Origin of the sequence: Bacillus sp. FSL K6-6038 (genome assembly GCF_038050455.1) — a bacterium.
Classification (GTDB): domain Bacteria; phylum Bacillota; class Bacilli; order Bacillales; family Bacillaceae_G; genus Bacillus_A; species Bacillus_A pseudomycoides.
The window spans coordinates 5,178,905-5,200,011 of the sequence record NZ_JBBOUH010000001.1; the positions used below are offsets into that span (position 1 = coordinate 5,178,905).

A 21,107-nucleotide genomic window follows, 5' to 3' on the forward strand; every position below is an offset into this window, starting at 1 on the left:
ACGATTGCTCTATACGCAAAAAATTTTAGTGTGAGGAAGTATAGACGAGCTACTTCACAGCAAATATGCATTTGGTCAACCCCCATAATTATCCTCATAAAGAATAACAAGAAGTACAGCGTATAATCGAATTTAGCACCCCGGCCGAAGAGAGTTATGGCTTTGAAACGTGCTAGGATACTCGTATTCTAAAGGATGTCATTGAAGATATGTCTTCGTTTTCTGTCATCATGAGTCGAAGTGAAATTAGCCATATGTTAAAACGTTTTATGTTTCGTTGCACAACTGAACTACACACCGAAACAATCAGACAAGAAATGTTCCAATATAAACGCTATATGATTAAAAATGCTCCAGACGAAGTATTTTGCCTATGAAGATAAAAGTCATATTCTCCAAATCTGAATACAGTGGAACGAATTTGGGGGTAAATAAAAAAGAGTGTACTGGGCAACTAATTTCATGTGAATCGTGCAGAAATATGAAATTCAGCCTTTTCATTTTTGGAGTCTATAAATGAGTGTCGAGAAAAAGTAATTTGCCTAATGGATCTATGGCTATGTCGAAGAATTAAAATGAACTTATACATACATTTCACTTACTCGCTAAGAAGAGTTAGCTTTTCTAGGGCGACATTACATTTTAATATCGAGAGATTTATATATATAAGTGATGATAATATCAAAATCGAGAGATTTATATCCTTTCATTATTTTTATCAAATCATGAAAACTTTAGTTGGACTATATGTACTATTTTAGACATAAAATCCCTAGTTTTTTGACTAGGTTGGAAGTTTTCAAGATTAATTACTAATTGTGTAGATACTTGGTTAGATGAAGTGTTAGTTTAGTATTCGGCATAGTTGTAACAACACCATTTACAACAATCACACCATTTACTGGTAACATTTCATCTACTAATACTACATGTATAGCTTTTTGATAATTTTACCCCCGACAACCTATTATTCTAGAATTGTTCTAAAAAATCAATAGTTAATTGATGTTTTTCTATTTTCACTTCATCACCATAACATATATTTAGAGTAGAAAACTGAAACAGAAAAAGAGATAGCTTTGCCATCTCTTTTTCTGCCCTGCTTCCCCTCATCAAGCCGTACGTGAGGTTCTCCCCCATACGGCTTTTCGATGGTCTGCTTTCTTTGCCATCTAATCAGTCTATAGACTGATCAGATGTTTTTATATCAACCTGTATATCACTTTTAAACAAAAATAAGCATCTTTTCTTTTGCCTATTACATTTTCTCAGGTGCAGATACACCAACTAATGCTAATGCATTTTGAAGTGTAATGCGTACTGCACGCATTAAGTCGTAACGAGCTTTACTTAATTCTAAGTTATCTGGGTTTAATACTTTTTCTGCATTGTAGAAGCTATGAAGCGCTGCTGCTAATTCAAACGCATAGTTTGTAATGCGGTGTGGCAGACGTTTTTGCGCTGCTTCTGCAACTGCTGCTGGGAATTCACCCAGTTTTTTCAGTAAGTCTACTTCTTTTTCAGAAGCAACAAGTTTGTAATTGATATCTCCACCTGCAGTTAATCCAAGTTCTTCACCTTGACGAAGGATACTGCATACACGTGCATGAGCATATTGTGCATAGTATACAGGGTTTTCGTTAGATTTTGATACCGCTAAATCCATATCAAAGTCTAAGTGAGAGTCACCGCTGCGCATTGCAAAGAAGTAACGCATTGCGTCCACGCCTACTTCTTCCATTAGCTCACGAAGTGTAACAGCTTTACCTGTACGCTTACTCATTTTTACTTTTTCACCGTTTTGGTATAGTTGTACCATTTGGATGATTTCTACTTCTAACGTCTCTTTATCGTAACCAAGCGCTTGAATCGCTGCTTTCATACGAGGAATGTAACCGTGGTGGTCAGCGCCCCAAATGTTGATTAATTTATCAAATCCACGCTCTAATTTATCACGGTGATACGCGATATCTGGCGTTAAGTATGTGTAAGAACCATCATTTTTAATTAATACGCGGTTTTTATCATCACCATAAGTCATAGAACGGAACCAAGTTGCTCCGTCTTCTTCAAATATTTCATCGCGCTCTTTTAATACCGCAAGAGCTTGATCAATTTTTCCATTTTTGTATAGTGATGTTTCAGAGAACCATACGTCAAACTTAACACGGAAGCTTTCTAAGTCTTTTTGAAGTTTTGCTAATTCGTATTTCAAACCGTACTCACGGTAGAATTCATAGCTTTCTTTCTCATCAGCTTTTGCATAACGATCGCCAAACTCCTCAGCTAAGCGTTGTCCGATTCCGATGATATCCGCACCATGGTATCCATCTTCTGGCATTTCTTTTTCTAGCCCTAATGCTTGCATGTAACGAGCTTCGACAGAAAGCGCTAAATTATGAATTTGGTTACCAGCGTCATTAATGTAGTATTCACGAGATACATCGTATCCTGCTTTTGCTAATACGTTGCATAATGTGTCACCTACTGCCGCACCACGTGCATGTCCTAAGTGAAGGTCACCTGTTGGGTTTGCAGATACGAACTCAACTTGTACTTTTTCACCTTTACCAGTGTTTGTTTCACCATAATTCGTGCCAGCTGTAACAATTACCGGAATTAAGTCTGTTAAATAGCTATTATCCATATAGAAGTTAATAAAACCAGGACCAGCAATTTCAATCTTTTCAATAGAAGCTTTTGCTTTATCGAAGTTTGCAATTAATTCCTCTGCAATCATACGAGGAGCTTTTTTTGCTACGCGTGCAAGCTGCATCGCCATGTTTGTAGAAAAATCACCATGCGTTTTATCTTTTGGAGATTCTAATACAACGTTTGGAATTTGTTCTTCTGTTGCTAACTCTGCTTTTAATACGGCAGCTTTAATTTCTTCTTTAATCAATTCTTTTACTTGTTCTAAAGAGTTCATTATTTTGCCTCCTTCAAATTAATCGTAATTGTATATCGGCCCGCTTCTTGTTCACTTAGAAGCAATGCGTACGTTAAAAAGAGTTGTCCTTTTTTCTTCTCGTCCGACCATTTAAAAAGAACGTTATCAGTTTTCGTTTGCAATGCAAACGTACCAAGTTCACTCGTATACGTACCAGTTGTCCATTCACCTTTCGCATGCGTCTGACGCATAGAAACAGCACCTGAACGCATAATGAGAACTTGTTCACCTTGAATTTTAATGATTGTCTTTACTTCGCCTTGTTCGTTCGGCTCTTGAAACGTTACATATGTACCTTGACCTTTTACATAGTATTGACCATTTGCCTCAAAAGCAACGGTCTCCTTTCGTGCCCCTTCACGGATTTCTGTTACGAAATGAACGTGTACTGGCAAGCCTGCAAGTTGTTTCTCCACGTCTTGCACACCTTTCAATATGTTATAGATATTAAATAAACTTTATAATAAATCACTTTTCCTATCATATCAAAAAAAACCTATGTCTGTCTGCTGAAAAATCAGGAAAACCCTGTTTCAAAAAAACAATTTATAAAGATCTATCTCCTATGATAAAATGTCTTTTAAATCTAAATTTTCTTTCATTAAAAGGAGTGCTCCAAATGATACCACCAAAGTTAAAACAAGGTGATGAAATTCGAGTCATTTCACCTTCTTGTAGTTTAAGTATTGTCTCAGATTATAATCGTGAGCTTGCTATGAAACGAATAGCAGATATGGGATTTCGTGTTACATTTTCAAAAAACGCTGAAGAAATTGATCGTTTTGCTTCTTCTTCCGTTTCTTCTCGAGTTCAAGACCTCCATGAAGCTTTCGCAGACTCCAATGTAAAAGCAATCTTAACAACACTTGGAGGATATAATTCCAATGGGCTACTAAACCATATAAATTACGACTTAATTCGTAGCAATCCAAAAATTTTATGTGGTTATTCTGATATTACAGCTCTAGGCAATGCAATTTATGCAAAGACTGGTCTTATTACATATTCAGGTCCTCACTTTTCTTCTTTTGGAATGGAGAAAGGGCTCGATTATACGATAGATTACTTTTTAAAATGCATGACTTCTGAAGAGCCAATAGAAATACAACCTGCTGAAACGTGGAGCGATGACTCTTGGTATATGGACCAAGAAAATCGCACTTTCTTCCAAAATGAAGGTTATATTTCCTTACATGAAGGTGAAATAGTTGGCGAAATTATTGGCGGTAATATGAGTACCTTTAATTTACTACAAGGCACAGCATATATGCCGAGCTTACGAGATAAAATATTATTTTTAGAAGAAGATGCTCTTACAGGAAAAGCTACAGTTAAGACTTTTGATCGTTACTTACACTCTCTCATCCAACAACCAGATTTTGAACATATAAAAGGCATTGTAATTGGAAGACTACAAAAAGGTTCTGAAGCTGTCATAGAAGATATTCAAGAAATGATTTATTCAAAACAAGAGCTTTCCCACATTCCTGTAATTGCAAATGCCAACTTTGGTCATACAACTCCAATCTTCACTTTCCCAATTGGCGGACGTGTAGAAATTGTTTCTACTCAAACAAACACATCGATTACAATTTTAAAACATTAAAAAAAGGAGCGAACAATTCGCTCCTTTTACACTTTCTGTAATTGTTTTAAGGCTTTTTCTGGAATTTCTTCTTTTGAAATTTCAGCCCAGCCTTTTCCTTGCATGCCCTTAGCATAAATTTTTATAAAAGCACCTGAATGTAGCTGACGATTCATGATCTTTTTAATCGTTTGTTGCTTTCCATCCTCTGTATACCCTTTGAATGTATACAAATATTCATCGTCTATTTTCTCACCCTTATTTATAACTGCGTAATAATCTTGTATTTCTTTATTTGAAAAGAAGTTATCGACAAAAGCCTCTACACCTTCTGTTTTTGATTGTAAATAATATGCCGTACCACCTAAAAGAATGGCAAAGACGACTAACACTTTTATTACCAATTTCATATATGGCCTCCTGTTTATTCTTATCAGTCACATATTTATATCTGTATTATACAGATAAGGGCATACTATATACTATTGAAATGTATTACACTTTCCTTACACTATTGTAAGGAAAGCGCTCGCAGTATTTTCCCAATAAAAAAATTTTCCGTTTAAACAACTTTTGTATTATTATTGAATAATACAAATTTTTATAAACAAAATTAAAAAGGGGACATTTTTCAAATGGCTATCTTGCAAGGTTTAGCACTACTACTCGTTGTACTTTTTCTTTTTACACTGTTTAGCTTTCGTGCTCCTTACGGAATGAAAGCAATGGGGGCCCTGGCCAATGCTGCAATCGCAAGCTTTCTTATTGAAGCATTTCATCGATATATCGGCGGCGAAATGTTTCATAACAACTTTTTACAATCGGTTGGACAAGCTTCCGGTAGTATGAGCGGTGTCGCGGCTGCTATTTTAGTAGCACTCGCAATTGGTGTATCTCCTGTATATGCTGTTTTAATCGGTATCGCCACTAGTGGATTTGGTATTTTACCAGGATTTTTTGCTGGATATGTATGCGCCTTTGTCGTTAAATTTCTAGAAAAGAAATTGCCAGCTGGTGTGGAATTTCTTGCCATTTTATTCGTTGCAGCACCACTTTCTCGCGGAATGGCTATGCTTATGGACCCCGTTGTAAATGCTACACTTGGAAAAATCGGCTCTATTATTTCAATCGCAACCACAGAAAGCCCAATTATTATGGGAATTATGCTTGGCGGACTCATAACAGTTATTTCTACATCTCCTTTAAGCTCCATGGCGCTAACTGCTATGCTTGGATTAACAGGTTTACCAATGGCTATTGGTAGTCTTGCAGTAGCAGCCTCTGCTCCAATGAATTTTATTTTCTTTAAACGTTTAAAGATCTGTTCAAAGAAAGATACAATTGCTGTAGCAATTGAACCATTAACACAGGCCGATGTCGTAGCAGCAAATCCCATTCCAATCTATACGACAAACTTCGTTGGTGGTGCACTTGCTGGTATTATTACATCCTTATTCCAACTTGTGAACAATGCCCCCGGTACAGCATCACCAATTCCAGGACTCCTTGTTCTCTTTGGGTTCAACGATGTAATGAAAGTAGCCATTGCAGCTATATTATGTGGAATCGTGACCACAATTATTGGTTATATCGGAACAATTATTTTCCGTAAGTATCCAATTCGTTCCGCTGATGAAATTCGCGGAATCGCTTCGGAAGAAAAAGTTGCATAAGAAAAAGGAGCTAGTTCCATCAGGTGGGACTAGCTCCTTTTTTCTTATACGTTTTGTAAACGGATGTCGAATTTTGCAGAAGCGTCGATATATGGATGCTGCGAGCCGGCTTCCGCTTTTACTTTATCCAGCTACAGCGGCTAGAATGCTCGGTGGCTTCGCTTCTTCCTACGAGGCAAAAATGCCTCTACGTCAGAAGCTCCATCCCCTCCCATTCTGAACGAGCCGCTTCCGCTTTTACTTCATCCAGCTGCGCCAGCTAGAATCTCTGGCCATTTCACACTCTCGGTCGAAGCCAAAAGCGCTTCTCGGTCGAGTGCTCCAATGACCTGCGATTCTGAGCAAACTGCCTCCGCTTTTACTTCACCCAACCAAGAAGCATTTCCCGCACGAATTTGCTTGCTGCGATTGGTGTTTGATCACTATGATCATAGACTGGAGCTACTTCTACTAAGTCTGCTCCAACTACTTTTATATTTGAATTTGCAATTGCTACGATGGAATCTAATAATTCTTTAGATGTGATACCACCAGCTTCTAGTGTTCCTGTTCCAGGAGCATGTGCTGGATCTAACACGTCAATGTCAATTGTGACATAAACTGGGCGTCCTGCAAGCTTTGGTAATACTTCTTTCAACGGTTCTAATACGTCAAATTTGTATAGATTCATGCCCACTTCTTTTGCCCATTCGAATTCTTCTTTCATTCCAGAACGAATTCCGAAAGAATATACGTTTTCCGGACCAATTAAATCGCACACTTTACGGATGGGTGTAGAGTGAGATAAAGGCTCCCCTTCATATGACTCACGCAAATCAGTATGAGCATCCATATGAATGATTGCTAAATCCGGATATTTTTTTGCCATTGCCTTAAAAATTGGCCAAGACACTAGGTGCTCACCGCCAAGACCTAGTGGAAACTTACCGGCATCTAATAGTTTTGTTACATATTCTTCAATCATGTCTATACTGCGTTGTGGATTTCCGAATGGTAGCGGAATATCACCAGCATCAAAATATTTTACATCTTCTAGTTCACGATCTAAATATGGACTGTACTCTTCTAGTCCAATCGATACTTCACGAATACGTGCAGGACCAAAACGAGAGCCTGGACGGTAACTTACTGTCCAATCCATTGGCATCCCATAAATTACTGCCTCTGCATCTTCAAAACTTGGATGACTTTTAATAAATACTTTACCTGAATAAGCTTCATCAAAACGCATATTCTTTTCCTCCTTATGTGGAACTTAAGGTATCCCAACCTTTCATTATTTCTCAAATTTGGAGTGCTACACTCCTCTTTCTCGATTTACCTCAATCTTCTTTTAGCGATAGAAGATTATTTTATTATAATAGCGTCAGCAGCTAGCATGTCCGTTCTATCGCACACCTTGAATGAGCTGCTTCCGCTTTTCTTTTGTCCAGCTACAGCGGCTAGAACGCTCGGTGGCTTCGCTTCTTCCTACGAGGGTAAAAGACGCCTCTACGTCTGAAGCTCCATCCCCCTCCCATTCTGAACGAGCCGCTTCCGCTTTTAATTATTATTTAATTAAGTCTCCAACAAACTTCGGTAATACGAATGCTGCTTTATGCAGTTCTTTTGTGTAATATTTCGTTTCGATTTCGTGGAAACGCTCTTCGCTTACTTCTAACGGGTCATATTCTTTAGATCCAATTGTAAATGTCCACATTCCACTTGGGTATGTTGGGATATTCGCTGTGTATAAACGTGTAATTGGGAAGATTTCTTTTACGTCTTTAAACACAGTTGAAATTAATTCTGGTGTAAACCAAGGGTTATCCGTTTGAGCAACGAAAATCCCATCTGCTTTTAACGCTTTTGAAATTCCAGCGTAGAATCCTTTTGTAAATAAGTTTACTGCTGGTCCTACTGGCTCTGTAGAGTCAACCATAATTACATCGTACTCATTTTCGCTTTCTGCGATGTGTAGGAAACCGTCTCCTACTTTTACTTCAACACGCTCGTTATCTAACGCACCTGCAATTGATGGTAAGTACTGTTTAGAGTACTCGATTACTTTACCGTCGATTTCAACAAGTGTTGCTTTCTTTACGCTTGGGTGCTTTAATACTTCACGGATTACACCACCATCACCACCGCCAACAACTAATACGTTCTCAGGGTTTGGATGTGTAAATAAAGGTACGTGTGCCACCATTTCGTGATACACAAACTCGTCCTTCTCTGTTGTCATAACCATGCCATCTAAAATAAGCATGTTTCCGAACTCTTCTGTCTCAACCATATCAAGCTTTTGAAATTCTGTTTGCTCCGTATGTAATGTGCGGTTAATACGCGCCGTAATTCCAAAATGTTTTGTTTGTTTTTCAGTGAACCATAGTTCCATCGTACAATCACGCCTTTCATTGCAAATTTATAATAGGGACATCATTAATGTCCCCTAACAAAAATAAAACAAAACATACAAAATGTATAGTTAAAAGTACAAAAATACCGAAAATATATTTTGGTAAAAGTATTTTTATTCATATATTATTTAAACACTATATTTAACAACAAAGAAAACCCTTTCTTAAGAAAGGGTTTCTGATTCTAATTTAGAACCTTCTCGAACAGGAATCAAAATCATAACACAACCAACTAATACAACAATTCCCCCAACTAAAAATGGACTTTGCGGTGAAATCGCATGGCCGATAATTCCTGATAAAATTGGTGCAATTGCCCCGCCAAGCCAACGAACGAAATTGTATACACCGGACGTAATAGATCTTTCATAAGGTGAAATATCCATGACATAGCTTGTATATAAAGCGTTATTTAGTCCCGATGCTAATCCAGATAAGACGATAAGAACAATTTGTAACCACATAACTTTAACAAAAAATAATGCGATTAGCAGAATTGCAAATACAAGTAAGCTAAATCGTAACAATGCTTTCGGTTCATATTTCCCTTCTAATTTATGCGCCAATATGGCAGATCCATATGCTAAAGCAAGTCCCCAACCGCAAAATACGAAACCTAACTGAATTGCCGATAAATGCATAATAAGTGGTGAATATGCTAATACAACGAAAAATCCGTAATAATATAACATACCTGAAATTGCACCTTGCATAAACGGTTTATACTTAATAAGGTTAAGTAATTCCGCCACTCCAGCTGCTTTTCTCTGTACTTTTCGCTCCGGCTCTTTTACAAAAAAGAAAACAAGAATAAATGCTAATAAAATTAAAAGACTTGTCGCAAAAAATGGGTAACGCCAAGAATGTCCACCTAGTAGTCCTCCTAATAATGGTCCACCGGCCATCCCTAAACCAATCGCAGCTTCATATAAACCAACCGCTTCATGTACTTCTTTACTAAGAGCAATTAATAATGTCATCGCTGTTGCAAAAAACATCGCATTACCTAGCCCCCAGCCAGCACGGAAAAGAGATAACTGGGCAATCGTTTGTGATATACCACATATAAAAGCAAATACAGTTACAATTGATAAACCAATTGTCATCATTCTCTTATCACCAAACCGTGCTGCGAATAAACCAGCCGGTAGCATCATAATTGCCATCGTTAAAATATAAGCTGTAAATAACATCTCCACTTGCCAATGCGTTGCCCCTATCTTCTCAGCGATAATCGGCAAAATAGGATCAACTACTCCGATGCCTGAAAAGGCAAGGAAAGTAGCCAGCACTGTAATCAATCTCCCCAATTTTTGTTTGCTCTCCATATTCATTACTCTCCTTTTGTGTCCTCCAAGAATTTACGTGCACGCCCTAAACTATTCTCTAATTCTGCTTTCACGCGCTCCATTTGTTTCATTTTTGTATCCAGCGTTTGCACTTGGTTCTCAAGCATATCCTTAATTTCTTGAATCACTTCACGGTCACGTGGATTGTCACTATTTCGTCTTTGTTCCATGCGTTCTTTTAATGATAAGAAATGCTGCATTTCTTGAAGTGTGATTCCTAATACTTCTTTCGCTTCTACAATCTTTTTAATACGTACAATATCTTCATCTGTATAAAGACGAATATTCCCTTCGCTACGCTCCGGCGGATGAATTAAACCAATTTCCTCATAATAACGAAGTGTACGTTTGGTTAATCCAACTTGCTTCGTTACCTCATCGATCTTATACATGTTTACTCCTCCTCTCATCACATTATTACATTTTACGTTAACGTTAACTTTTATGCAACTGTTATACTTTTGTAAATGTTTGGCATATAGATTGTATTTTTCTCACCGCAGTTTCATAATGGAAGAAATGAACTCATAAGGAGATTTTCAGATGAAAAAACCACTTATTTTTGCCCATCGCGGAGTTAAAGGAACACATCCAGAGAATACAATGATTGCTTTTCAAGAAGCAGAACGTATTGGTGCCCATGGCATCGAACTTGATGTTCACCTTTCGAAAGATGGTGAGCTTGTTGTGATTCACGATGAAACTGTTGATCGTACGACAAATGGAATTGGACTAGTTTCTGAAAAAACAGTAGTGGAATTACAGTCTCTTGATGCTGGTAGCCATAAAAGCCCTTCTTTTCATGAAGCAAAGATTCCAACCTTACGCGAAGTATTCATTTGGCTCTCTACGACAAATTTACAACTTAATATTGAATTAAAAACAGACGTAATCCACTATCCAGGTATCGAAGAAAAGGTTGCCGACCTCGTTCGTGAATATCATCTTTCAAACCAAATTATATTCTCATCTTTTAACCATGATTCCGTTTCCCTACTCGCGGAAATTGCACCTGAAATTCCAAGAGCTATTTTATACGATGAACCACTCAGTGATCCAATTGCTGAAGCCAAGAAAAGGGAGGCGTCCGGATTACACCCAAATTTTCAGTTACTAACAAAAGAATTTGTGCAAACTGCACAGCAGCAAGGCTATGTTTTCCGTCCCTATACAATCAATGAAAATAAAGACTTACAAACAATGATCGATTACGGTGTAGATGTAATTATTACGGATTGGCCAATGCGCGCTTTTGAGCTTCTTTCTTAATTGAAAGGGCTCTTTTTCATTTTGTGTTTAAAATACGAAAAAACCCTCAATACTAATAAAAGTATACGATGAGGGGATGAAAAAGATGGATCAAACTGTGAATCCAAAACTGAAAAAATATAAACGTCTTTTCTTCACCGCACTTTTTTCATGTGTTCTTTTTTTCGTTTTTTCGTTTTTTATCATCATCATAGTAGCAAAGATTATGGGGCCGCCTCCCATCGCTGTCCCGCAAACGAGCACCTTTTATGCCAATGATGATACTGTAATAGGACAAAGCAACGGGATGCAAAAGCGCTATAACGTATCTCTCGACCAAATCTCTCCTTATGTGAGAGAAGCGACACTCTCTATTGAAGACCAACGATTCTATGATCACCATGGCTTCGATATAAAAAGAATTGCTGGTGCAATCATTGCAGATATAAAAGCAATGGCAAAGGTCCAAGGTGCTAGTACGATTACGCAGCAATATGCCCGCAATCTATATTTAGATCATGATAAAACTTGGAAACGAAAAGCGTTAGAAGCAATATATACCATTCGTCTTGAGGTTAATTACAGCAAGAATCATATTTTAGAAGGATATTTAAATACGATTTATTACGGACACGGCGCTTATGGTATTGAAGCCGCTTCCCGTCTTTACTTTAATAAATCTGCTAGTGACTTAACATTAGCAGAGGCTAGTATGTTAGCTGGTATCCCAAAAGGCCCTAGCGTATATTCTCCCTATTTAAAGGAGGAACGAGCAAAAACAAGACAATCAATCATTTTAGATGAAATGGTAGAGCAGGGCTATATTACGAAAGGGCAATCTTCCTCTGCCAAAAAGGAAAAGCTTACATTTGCTTCATTAGAAACAAAAGAAGTCGCAGAAATAGCACCTTATTTCCAACACGCTGTACACTCCTCTCTCCTGCATGATATTGGACTCGATGAGCAAACATTACAGCGCGGTGGATTCCATATTTACACAACACTAGACCCAAAACTACAAACAATAGCCGAGCAATCTGTAAAAGATACGATTCCAGAAACAACTAATATACAAACGGCTCTTGTCTCAATGAATCCGAAAACAGGAGAAGTAGCAGCTCTTGTTGGTGGAAAAGATTATAAAGAAAGTCAATTTAACCGAGCGATTCAGGCATCTCGCCAACCAGGATCCACCTTTAAACCTTTTTTATATTATGCTGCACTCGAAAAAGGATTTACACCAGCGACTCGCTTAAAAAGCGAATATACAGTATTTACATTAGGAGACGGTGTTTCTAAATATAAACCGAAAAATTATAAAGACTACTATGCCGATGATTTTGTGACGATGGCGCAAGCCCTTGCAGTATCAGATAACGTATATGCCGTGAAAACACATTTATTTTTAGGAGAGGACTCTTTAGCAAAAACCGCTAAACAATTTGGGATTATAAGTTCATTAAAAGATGTACCATCCCTTGCCCTTGGTACGTCTCCTGTAAAACCAATTGAAATGGTAGGTGCGTACAGTATGTTTGCCAATGGGGGAAAACAAGTAAAACCAACCTTTATTCGCCGCGTTGTCGATCATGAAGGGAATATTTTATATGATGCACATTTAGAAAGTAAACAAGTGCTCGATAAAAATAATACGTTTGTAATGGAAGAAATGATGACAGGAATGTTCAATAAAAAACTAAGTGGGTATGCTTCTGTTACAGGACAATCCCTGCTTCCAAAACTATCACGTACGTATGCAGGAAAATCTGGTTCCACAGAAACAGATAGCTGGATGATCGGCTTCACTCCGCAAATAGTAACAGGTGTATGGGTCGGATACGATCAGCCAAAATCCATCACAAACCCGGCAGAACAAGGCTACGCAAAAAAAATATGGGCTATTGCGATGGAAAAAGGACTAGAGGGTCAGCCTAAAAAGGAATTCAAGCAACCAAGTGATATTATTGCTGTAAATATCAATCCTGAAAATGGAAAAATCGCAACGAAAGGCTGTCCAGTTTCCGTGAAAATGTATTTTGCAAAAGGAACAGAACCGACTGAATATTGCATGGATCATATTGATGATAAAGAAGAATTCGAGAAGGCTAGCAAAGAGAAGAAAAAAGAGAGCTGGTGGAAAAAATACTTTCCATGGTAAATACTTATCGTATTTGTAGCATCAATATATCGGTGCTTCGACACAACATATCGACGTTCCGACAATATACGACATAAAGAGAAATACTACCATACCCCAAAAACACCAAAGGCTACCAGAATTTCTCCTGGTAGCCTTAAAATTATTCTCCTAATAATGCATGACGCAATTCTTCACTAGACTCGTTCCAAATTGCTTCATTATGCTCTTTTAAGAATGTACCAAGCACCTTCTTAGATGGTTCATCCATATGGTCAACCATGATGTAACGTTTTAATGATTTATCCATCTTGTTTACATGCTCTGGAAGTGATTTATAACCACGGCGAATTTCACGATCAACTGTCATCTCACAAGCTGTTACACCTGCATAGTAAGCACCTTTTGCCGTTCTCTCAATTGTTACCCACACAAGCCAATACGGTTTTCCATTTGGAACTTCATCTTTATTTGTTAAAAACTTAATCCCTTTTTCCACAGTACTACGCGCATGCATCGCACCAATATCAACAAATGCAGTTTGCTCTAATACATCTACAAAAACAGGTGAAATATTTTCTAAACTTAACGCCCCAACACCAAAGCCACCATGCCCATCTGTTGAATCATTCTTCACAATATTAAAACCAATTTTTTTCTTTTTCTCTGTCATATGTAAACTCCTCCTCACTCATGTATTACATTAGCCCAAATATAGGTGCAATAATACTTTGTAAAAATCCTAGTACGTGCGGGATTACTACACTGAAAATTGGTTGAATTGTATAACGGTCAAGCGGTGTAATAACAAGAATCAATAAAGCAATTGCTCCATATTTCTCATATTGCGTCATTTTCGCACGAACATTTGCCGGTGCTAAGTCTTCAATTACACGATATCCATCCAGCGGTGGAATCGGTAATAAGTTGAAAACAAATAAAACGATATTAAGAACAATAAAAATTTGGAAGAATTGACCTAATGTATCTGCCACCGCAAATGGGATGGCATCTAGTACTCCAAACCTTAACAAACTGTACCAAATGATTAAACCGATAGCACTTAAGATTAGGTTACTAATCGGTCCTGCAATAGAAACTAGTACACCAGCAAGACGTGGTCTTTTAAAGTTATAAGGGTTAACAGGTACCGGACGTGCCCAACCGAACCCAAGAATTAATACTGCAATCATTCCGATCGGGTCTAAATGAGACATTGGTGATAAAGTTAAACGCCCCTGCCTTTTCGCTGTATCATCACCAAACTTATATGCAACATATGCATGTGCAAATTCATGCATAGACAACGCGATAATAATAGCCATTGCTACCAGTGGAATTTGGTGCAGTGGATATCTAAATAACTGATCCATACTTCATCTCCTCTTCATTATGTCAAAAAAAGAAAATATTTGTTTTTTCGATTGTTCTTCCTTAGAATCCGTTATAATAAGATTGTAACTTACATAAAAGGAGCGATTGTACATGCCATACGTAACAGTGAAAATGCTAGAAGGACGCACAGAAGAACAAAAGAAAGCTCTTGCTGAGAAAGTAACAACAGCAGTAAGCGAAACAACTGGTGCTCCAGAAGAAAACATCGTTGTTTTCATCGAAGAAATGTCTAAAAATCATTATGCAGTTGGCGGAAAACGCTTAAGCGACAAATAATTTCAGTTTTCTTTACTAAGAAGCAGTCCTATGACTGCTTCTTATTTCTTTCCTTCTAATAACTCAATAATTTTCTCTTTATATTTTCCTTTTCTTCCATCTTCATAGATTAAATCATGCGGATAGAAAAGTTTTTGATCCCTTCTCTTCTTACCAGTAATCGCTTCTACAATATCAGATTCACGCGAAAGCTCTCTGAGATCTCCATTTGGCATAAGAAGCAAGATTGGAAGCCGCTCTTCTTCTTCTCCGGCACGGTAAAAGTCATACGGTAAGTCCGATGTTGAATCAACAACTAAATAGTACTCTGGATCGAGTCCAATCTTTTTAAATAAACTACTTAATTCCATCCAATTATCTAAACCATGATTCTCTGTAAATTCTACATATTTAAAGAGATTTCGGTTCATAAAACGGCGACATAAATCACTTAGAATTTGGTCATCTTCATCTTGCCATACCTGGAAATAATAATACATTACATTCTCGTCTAGCTTTAAATAATCCTCTACTGTTACCTCTTCTTCAAATAAAGAATAGAAATGAACAGGATGATACTTAAATGTATAATACTGCTCATGCAATGTTTTCGCACGGTGTAAAATCTTTGTTAAAATAACTTCTGCACTGCGCGTTACCGGATGGAAATACACTTGCCAGTACATTTGATAGCGACTCATAATATAATGCTCAACAGCGTGCATACCGCTATTTTTAATTACTACTTGATTTCCGTATGGGCGCATGACACGCAATATACGTTCCATATCAAAATTCCCGTACTTCACACCAGTAAAATAGGCATCTCTTAATAAATAATCCATACGATCTGCATCAATTTGACTAGAGATCATACTAATTGCTAATTTATTATCAGACGTTTTCGCAATAACATCTGCTACTTTTTGTGGAAACTCTCGGTCTACGCGGCCGAGTACATCATTGATTTCCGTATCACCAACAATAATTTTTTGTGTGAACTTCTCATGATCTAATGAAAAAACTTTTTCAAAGGAGTGTGAGAACGGACCATGTCCAACATCATGCAAGAGCGCTGCACATAAACATAACAATCTATCTTCTGCATTCCAATTTGGTCTGCCATCAAACACATCATCAATCATACGACGAATAATCTCATATACACCTAATGAATGAGTAAAGCGACTATGTTCCGCACCATGAAATGTAAAAAATGTCGTTCCAAGCTGCTTAATACGGCGCAAACGTTGAAATTCCTTCGTTCCGATTAAATCCCAAATTACGCGATCACGCACGTGTACATATTTATGTACTGGGTCTTTAAACACTTTTGTTTCGCTGAGTTTGTCGTTTAAATATACCATATCGACACCCTCCTTCCTTACTACATTCTTATCTTTATTATAAACGAAAGACTATAGAAATGCATAAAATTCCCCTATATATAGAAAATCACCTTCGCCAAAACGAAAGTGATTTTTCTGTATATATTATTTTCCTAAAACAAACTCAGCAATTTCGTCTAAGATCATTTCTTTACCAAGTGGGAAGTACCCTTTGTTTAGGTCTTCGTTTTTGATTGTGAATACGTGGTTGTTCTTAACAGCGTTCATGTTTTTCCAAATTGTTTCTTCTTGGAATTCTTTTAAGCGCTGAGAACCATCACCAGTTGTAAATACGAATAAGTAGTCTGGGTTGTAATCAATTAAAGCTTCTTTTTGTACTTGTACTAGCGGTTTATCAGTTGGTGTACCTTGAACAGCTGGTAATTTTAAATCTTTAAAGAGTACGCTGCCGTAACCGTAGTCACCATATACACGGAATGCATTTGGATATGCAGCCATCTTCATGAACTTCGCATCACCAGTTTTTGCAACGATTTTATCGTGTAATTTACTTGCTTTTTCATCATATTCCTTGAACCATGCAGTTGTTTCTTTTTCTTTACCGAAGATTTTACCTAGTTCTTCAAACTTGGGACGCCATTGATCTAATGGAGTTTTTAACATAACTGTTGGTGCAATTTTAGATAATTGATCATAAATTTTTTCTTGGCGGTTGTTCACAAGAATTAAATCTGGTTTTGCAGCAGCTACTGCTTCAATGTTAATTTTATCGCCCCATGCAGAGCCAACTGGTTTTACATCTTTTAATTTATCTGCAATATGTGCATCGATTTTCTCTTGAGACGTATTTGCAGTAATGATTGGTTTCATTCCAAAGATTAATAATTCTTCTGTTGAACCACTAAGGTCAGCAATTTTCTTTGGATTTGCAGGAATTTTAATTTCCCCTTTTGCATGTTGTACAGTGCGCTCTTCAACTTTCGTATCTGCTTTCTTTTCTTCTTTCTTATCAGAAGAACAAGCTGCAAATAGTACAGAAGTAACTACTAGTACCATTGCTAGTAACGTCGCTTTGAATTTCTTCATATTCCCACTCCTTCTGGATGTATTTCTCTTATAAGCTACATATCACTATAAGAAACTACAACCAACAATTTATTAATATATATTTATTAATCGTTATATGTAACCCGTTCTAACGGGCGTTCAACTTCCCAGCTCAAATGAGAAGCTCAACGTCCATTAGAATCCCTCCCCTCTATCAAAGTAAGAGGGGAAGATTCCATCTATGCTTTCTCACGTAACTGATTATTAATCATCATTAAATCGTATGTTAAACAAATTGGTTTACAGTTTACAGGACATGGAACAATTTGTGCTTCTATTTCAAACACATTGCGAAGCGTTTCACTTGTCATTACTTCATCTGGTGTCCCTTGCTTCATTAACTTACCAGCTTTCAAAGCAACCATATGATCTGAAAAACGAGAAGCATGGTTTAAATCGTGAATAACCATGACAATTGTGCGGCCTTCTTCTTGATTTAATTTTTTTAATAAATTTAATACTTCCAGTTGGTGAGCCATATCTAAGTATGTAGTTGGTTCGTCTAGTACGAGTAAATCCGTACCTTGCGCAAGAGCCATTGCAATCCAAACGCGTTGACGTTGACCACCCGATAAGGCTTCTGCTGAACGATTCGCAAATTCTGTCATCCCTGTTACCTCAAGTGCCCAGTGGATGTAGCGATAATCTTCTTCCTTCAACGTGCCAAACCCTTTTTGATGAGGGAAACGGCCATAAGAAACAAGTTCAAACACAGTAAGACCAGTTGGCACTTCTGCAGTTTGTGGCAAAATCGCCATTTTCTTTGCGATTTCTTTTGTTGGCTGTTTCTCAATTGCTTTTCCATCTAGGTAAACAGTACCTCGTTTTGCTTTCAAAATACGAGAAGCTGTTTTTAACAATGTGGATTTTCCGCATCCATTCGGCCCAATAATTGTTGTAATTTTCCCTTCTGGAATTTCAACTGACAATCCATCAATAATTAATCCTTCATTATAACCAACAGATACCGAATCAACCGCTAAAGTTGCCATACAAAATGCCTCCCTTTATTTTGTTCTCATAAGTAAATAAATGAAATACGGTGCACCAATTACAGAAATAACAAGACCGACCGGTATTTCTGATGTCGTTAACACACTTCGTGAAATTAAATCTGCAAATAACAGCAAGAGCGTTCCAATTAATGCCGCTGTAGGCAACATAATTTGATGCTTTCCGCCAACGAGTCGCCTTGCTAAATGCGGTGCCATTAAACCAATAAAACCAATTCCACCAGCAACCGCAACAGATGCTCCCGCTAAACAAACAGCAATGAATAATAATTTGCGTCTTTCTTTCTCTACGTTTACACCAAGTCCAACTGCCGCTGCATCTCCTAAATTCATTACATTTAACACATGCGCTTTCCGAATCGCAATTGGTAAAAAGATGAGCATCCATGGAAGTACGCTTAATACGAATTTCCAATCTGTTCCCCATAAACTTCCCGCTAACCAAATCGTTGCAAAACGGAAATCATTCGATGTCATTTTCATTGAAAAAATTAAGCTAACAGCGCTAAACCCAGCTGCTACTGCAATACCGACAAGTATTAAACGAGTTGATGAAACGCCGTCCTTCCATGCCAGTGCATAAATGATAACTGCTGCTAACACTGCACCAACTAATGCAAAGAATGGAAGAATGAATACAGATAGAAGTGTACCCGTCCCGACTTTTCCAAAAAAGAAATATACGAAAACAACAACTGTCAATCCCGCCCCGGCATTAATACCAATAATTCCAGGATCAGCAAGTGGATTTCGTGATAATCCTTGCATAATGGCACCGGATACCGCTAATGCTGAACCAACTAAGATGGCAATAACCATACGTGGCATACGAAATTCGAATAAAATAACGGACTGATCTTCTGCTCCTAGCCCGACCAATGACTTTAACACATCCATTGGTGGAATTTTAAACGTTCCTGTATTTAAACTAATAAGGAATACTGAAAAGATTAATCCAGCCAAAATCGTTACAATTGAAATGTTCTTTTTTGTTAAGACGCTTGTTCTCACATTTTTCCTCTCCCTTCATTACGTGCTAAGTAGAGGAAGAATGGAACACCAATTAGTGCTGTAATCGCACCGATTGGTGTTTCAAACGGCGGATTAATAATACGAGATAACATATCCGCACATTCAATTAACAATCCGCCTAATATAGCAGAACATGGAATAACCCATCTATAATCTGAACCGACAAGAAAACGTGTCATATGGGGGATTACAAGCCCAACAAACCCAACGGATCCTGCCATAGATACGGCTGAACCTGTTAAAACAAGAACAAGTACAGTTCCGATAAATTTAATTAATGTTGTATTTTGTCCAAGTCCAATCGCAATTTCTTCACCGAAACTTAAGATTGTAATGTACCTGGACATCATAATCGCAATAACGAGACAAATAAGTCCAATCGGCAATAACATATCAATGCTTTGCCACTTCACACCAGCAACACCGCCTGCATTCCACATACTCACCTCTTGAGCAAGATTGAAATACAAAGCGATTCCAGATGAAATAGCCCCAAGTAAAGCACTAATTGCCGCTCCAGCTAACGCTAACTTAACAGGTGTTAATCCTCCTGGTGAAGAAGCTCCAATGCCGTATACAATACTTGCACCAAATGCTGCTCCAACAAAAGAAGCGATAACAAACATTAAATACGGTGAATTTGGAAAAAACGCATACATAATTGCAATTCCAAACACAGCCCCATCAGTAATCCCCATTAATGATGGAGATGCGAGCGGGTTTCGCGTCATTCCTTGCATAATGGCACCGGATACCGCTAAAAACGCACCAGCAACAACACCGCCAATTGCTCTAGGCATGCGCAGCTCCCAAATCACATTATGATGCGTCAAAGAACCATCAAACTGAAAGACAGCTTGCCATACAGTCTTTAAACTAATATCCGCTGCACCAAATGAAATTGAAGTTGCCATACTTAAAGCTAATAAAATCGTTCCCGCTATTAAAATAATAGAAGCAATAAGCGGTCTGCTCTTAATCTCTTTCACATTTACTTCTTGTTGTTCTATACTCCTCGCACTAGCTTCCATCCCTCAACCATCCTAACCAACAACATATATTTAACAAAATGAGATTCATTCTCAAGAAACAGCAAAAAGAAAATTGGGTGTATCCACCCTTTTTGATAATGATTATCAGAATCACATTTTCTATTCTACCTACCATTACAAAAGGCTGTCAACCATTATTTTGCAATATAAAACTAATGTAGTTCATACGAAACCGATATCATAATAGGAAGTTTATCCACTAGTAAATGACCCAATAACAGTCCTCTACCTTTCCTTATTTAAAAATAATTTTTCTTTTTTAGAACATAAAAAAAGAAGAGTAGATTGTTCACTCTTCTTTTTCTTATTTATTTAGTTTTGCTTCAATTTTTTTAATCAGTTCATCTTCATTTGGCGCTGCAACTGGACGATTATTAACAAAAGCGAACGACTTTTTACGTCCCGGTCCACAATATGATTGACATCCAACTTCGATATTTGCACATGAATCTACCTTTTTGAGTCGTGGTATCAGCGTCTTAATATTCGTTGCCTGACAATCATCACACACACGAAATTCATTTCCCATTCTATATAACACTTCCTCTATTTTCAACTTTTCA

General features: G+C 37.5%; 21 protein-coding genes. 6 read left to right on the forward strand and 15 right to left on the reverse strand.

Features of this window, described 5'->3' with window-relative positions:
- Positions 1-1,258: 1,258 nt before the first annotated feature.
- Complete coding sequence (gene argS / locus NSQ40_RS27235) at positions 1,259-2,929, reverse strand: arginine--tRNA ligase (protein WP_003202452.1); 1,671 nt, start codon at positions 2,927-2,929, stop codon at positions 1,259-1,261.
- Positions 2,929-3,366 (reverse strand): DUF1934 domain-containing protein, encoded by a 438-nt coding sequence (locus tag NSQ40_RS27240; protein WP_016112723.1) that lies wholly within the window; start codon positions 3,364-3,366, stop codon positions 2,929-2,931. The genes argS and NSQ40_RS27240 overlap by 1 nt, the downstream gene beginning before the upstream one ends.
- A 203-nt stretch (positions 3,367-3,569) precedes the next feature.
- Between NSQ40_RS27240 and NSQ40_RS27245 the strand changes: the two genes are divergently transcribed.
- The gene (locus NSQ40_RS27245) at positions 3,570-4,556 is read left to right on the forward strand and encodes a S66 family peptidase (RefSeq protein ID WP_003202447.1); all 987 of its coding nucleotides are present in this window, start codon (positions 3,570-3,572) and stop codon (positions 4,554-4,556) included.
- A gap of 26 nt (positions 4,557-4,582) precedes the next feature.
- On the opposite strand, the gene NSQ40_RS27250 is transcribed toward NSQ40_RS27245, so the two are convergent.
- Positions 4,583-4,945, reverse strand: a complete 363-nt coding sequence (locus NSQ40_RS27250; protein ID WP_018764896.1) for a YxeA family protein — start codon at positions 4,943-4,945, stop codon at positions 4,583-4,585.
- 225 nt (positions 4,946-5,170) lie between these two features.
- Here NSQ40_RS27250 and NSQ40_RS27255 point away from each other — a divergent pair, with 225 nt between their 5' ends.
- Complete coding sequence (locus NSQ40_RS27255) at positions 5,171-6,208, forward strand: PTS sugar transporter subunit IIC (RefSeq protein WP_003209243.1); 1,038 nt, start codon at positions 5,171-5,173, stop codon at positions 6,206-6,208.
- Positions 6,209-6,281: 73 nt separating this feature from the next.
- Positions 6,282-6,428, forward strand: coding sequence for a hypothetical protein (locus NSQ40_RS27260; RefSeq protein ID WP_155896280.1), 147 nt, complete (start codon positions 6,282-6,284; stop codon positions 6,426-6,428).
- 138 nt (positions 6,429-6,566) lie between these two features.
- On the opposite strand, the gene speB is transcribed toward NSQ40_RS27260, so the two are convergent.
- From speB to NSQ40_RS27280, 4 genes are all read right to left on the reverse strand, one after another.
- On the reverse strand, positions 6,567-7,439 hold the full coding sequence (gene speB, locus NSQ40_RS27265; protein ID WP_003209245.1) for an agmatinase: 873 nt from the start codon (positions 7,437-7,439) through the stop codon (positions 6,567-6,569).
- A gap of 318 nt (positions 7,440-7,757) precedes the next feature.
- The gene (gene speE, locus NSQ40_RS27270) at positions 7,758-8,585 is read right to left on the reverse strand and encodes a spermidine synthase (protein WP_003202439.1); all 828 of its coding nucleotides are present in this window, start codon (positions 8,583-8,585) and stop codon (positions 7,758-7,760) included.
- 186 nt (positions 8,586-8,771) lie between these two features.
- A complete protein-coding gene (locus NSQ40_RS27275) occupies positions 8,772-9,935 on the reverse strand; it encodes an MFS transporter (RefSeq protein ID WP_033796598.1) in 1,164 nt (387 codons plus the stop codon).
- Between the two features lie 5 nt (positions 9,936-9,940).
- Positions 9,941-10,348: a MerR family transcriptional regulator gene (locus NSQ40_RS27280; protein ID WP_016112729.1), complete on the reverse strand. Its 408-nt coding sequence runs from the start codon at positions 10,346-10,348 to the stop codon at positions 9,941-9,943.
- A gap of 151 nt (positions 10,349-10,499) precedes the next feature.
- Between NSQ40_RS27280 and NSQ40_RS27285 the strand changes: the two genes are divergently transcribed.
- The gene (locus NSQ40_RS27285) at positions 10,500-11,225 is read left to right on the forward strand and encodes a glycerophosphodiester phosphodiesterase (RefSeq protein WP_003209250.1); all 726 of its coding nucleotides are present in this window, start codon (positions 10,500-10,502) and stop codon (positions 11,223-11,225) included.
- 85 nt (positions 11,226-11,310) lie between these two features.
- Complete coding sequence (locus tag NSQ40_RS27290) at positions 11,311-13,362, forward strand: transglycosylase domain-containing protein (protein ID WP_033796599.1); 2,052 nt, start codon at positions 11,311-11,313, stop codon at positions 13,360-13,362.
- A gap of 142 nt (positions 13,363-13,504) precedes the next feature.
- On the opposite strand, the gene NSQ40_RS27295 is transcribed toward NSQ40_RS27290, so the two are convergent.
- Together NSQ40_RS27295 and NSQ40_RS27300 are read right to left on the reverse strand one after the other, a co-directional pair.
- Complete coding sequence (locus tag NSQ40_RS27295; protein WP_003202432.1) at positions 13,505-14,014, reverse strand: YwhD family protein; 510 nt, start codon at positions 14,012-14,014, stop codon at positions 13,505-13,507.
- Positions 14,015-14,039: 25 nt separating this feature from the next.
- On the reverse strand, positions 14,040-14,714 hold the full coding sequence (locus tag NSQ40_RS27300) for a site-2 protease family protein (protein ID WP_003202430.1): 675 nt from the start codon (positions 14,712-14,714) through the stop codon (positions 14,040-14,042).
- A gap of 112 nt (positions 14,715-14,826) precedes the next feature.
- On the opposite strand from NSQ40_RS27300, the gene NSQ40_RS27305 reads away from it, so the two are divergent.
- Positions 14,827-15,012 (forward strand): 2-hydroxymuconate tautomerase, encoded by a 186-nt coding sequence (locus tag NSQ40_RS27305; protein ID WP_001147172.1) that lies wholly within the window; start codon positions 14,827-14,829, stop codon positions 15,010-15,012.
- A gap of 41 nt (positions 15,013-15,053) precedes the next feature.
- Here NSQ40_RS27305 and NSQ40_RS27310 read toward each other — a convergent pair whose 3' ends face one another.
- The 6 genes from NSQ40_RS27310 to NSQ40_RS27335 form a co-directional block, all read right to left on the reverse strand.
- Positions 15,054-16,358, reverse strand: a complete 1,305-nt coding sequence (locus tag NSQ40_RS27310) for an HD domain-containing protein (RefSeq protein ID WP_016112734.1) — start codon at positions 16,356-16,358, stop codon at positions 15,054-15,056.
- Positions 16,359-16,484: 126 nt separating this feature from the next.
- Positions 16,485-17,426 carry an ABC transporter substrate-binding protein gene (locus tag NSQ40_RS27315; protein ID WP_003202425.1) on the reverse strand — a complete coding sequence of 314 codons (942 nt, stop codon included), beginning with the start codon at positions 17,424-17,426 and terminating at the stop codon, positions 16,485-16,487.
- Between the two features lie 200 nt (positions 17,427-17,626).
- Entirely contained in the window at positions 17,627-18,439 is an 813-nt protein-coding gene (locus NSQ40_RS27320; protein ID WP_003202423.1) for an ABC transporter ATP-binding protein, read from the reverse strand.
- Positions 18,440-18,454: 15 nt separating this feature from the next.
- Positions 18,455-19,471 carry a FecCD family ABC transporter permease gene (locus NSQ40_RS27325; RefSeq protein ID WP_018764889.1) on the reverse strand — a complete coding sequence of 339 codons (1,017 nt, stop codon included), beginning with the start codon at positions 19,469-19,471 and terminating at the stop codon, positions 18,455-18,457.
- Positions 19,468-20,523, reverse strand: coding sequence for a FecCD family ABC transporter permease (locus tag NSQ40_RS27330; RefSeq protein WP_003202419.1), 1,056 nt, complete (start codon positions 20,521-20,523; stop codon positions 19,468-19,470). Before NSQ40_RS27330 ends, NSQ40_RS27325 begins: the two co-directional genes overlap by 4 nt.
- Before the next feature lie 325 nt (positions 20,524-20,848).
- Positions 20,849-21,073 (reverse strand): DUF1450 domain-containing protein, encoded by a 225-nt coding sequence (locus NSQ40_RS27335; RefSeq protein ID WP_003202417.1) that lies wholly within the window; start codon positions 21,071-21,073, stop codon positions 20,849-20,851.
- Between the last annotated feature and the right edge of the window lie 34 nt (positions 21,074-21,107).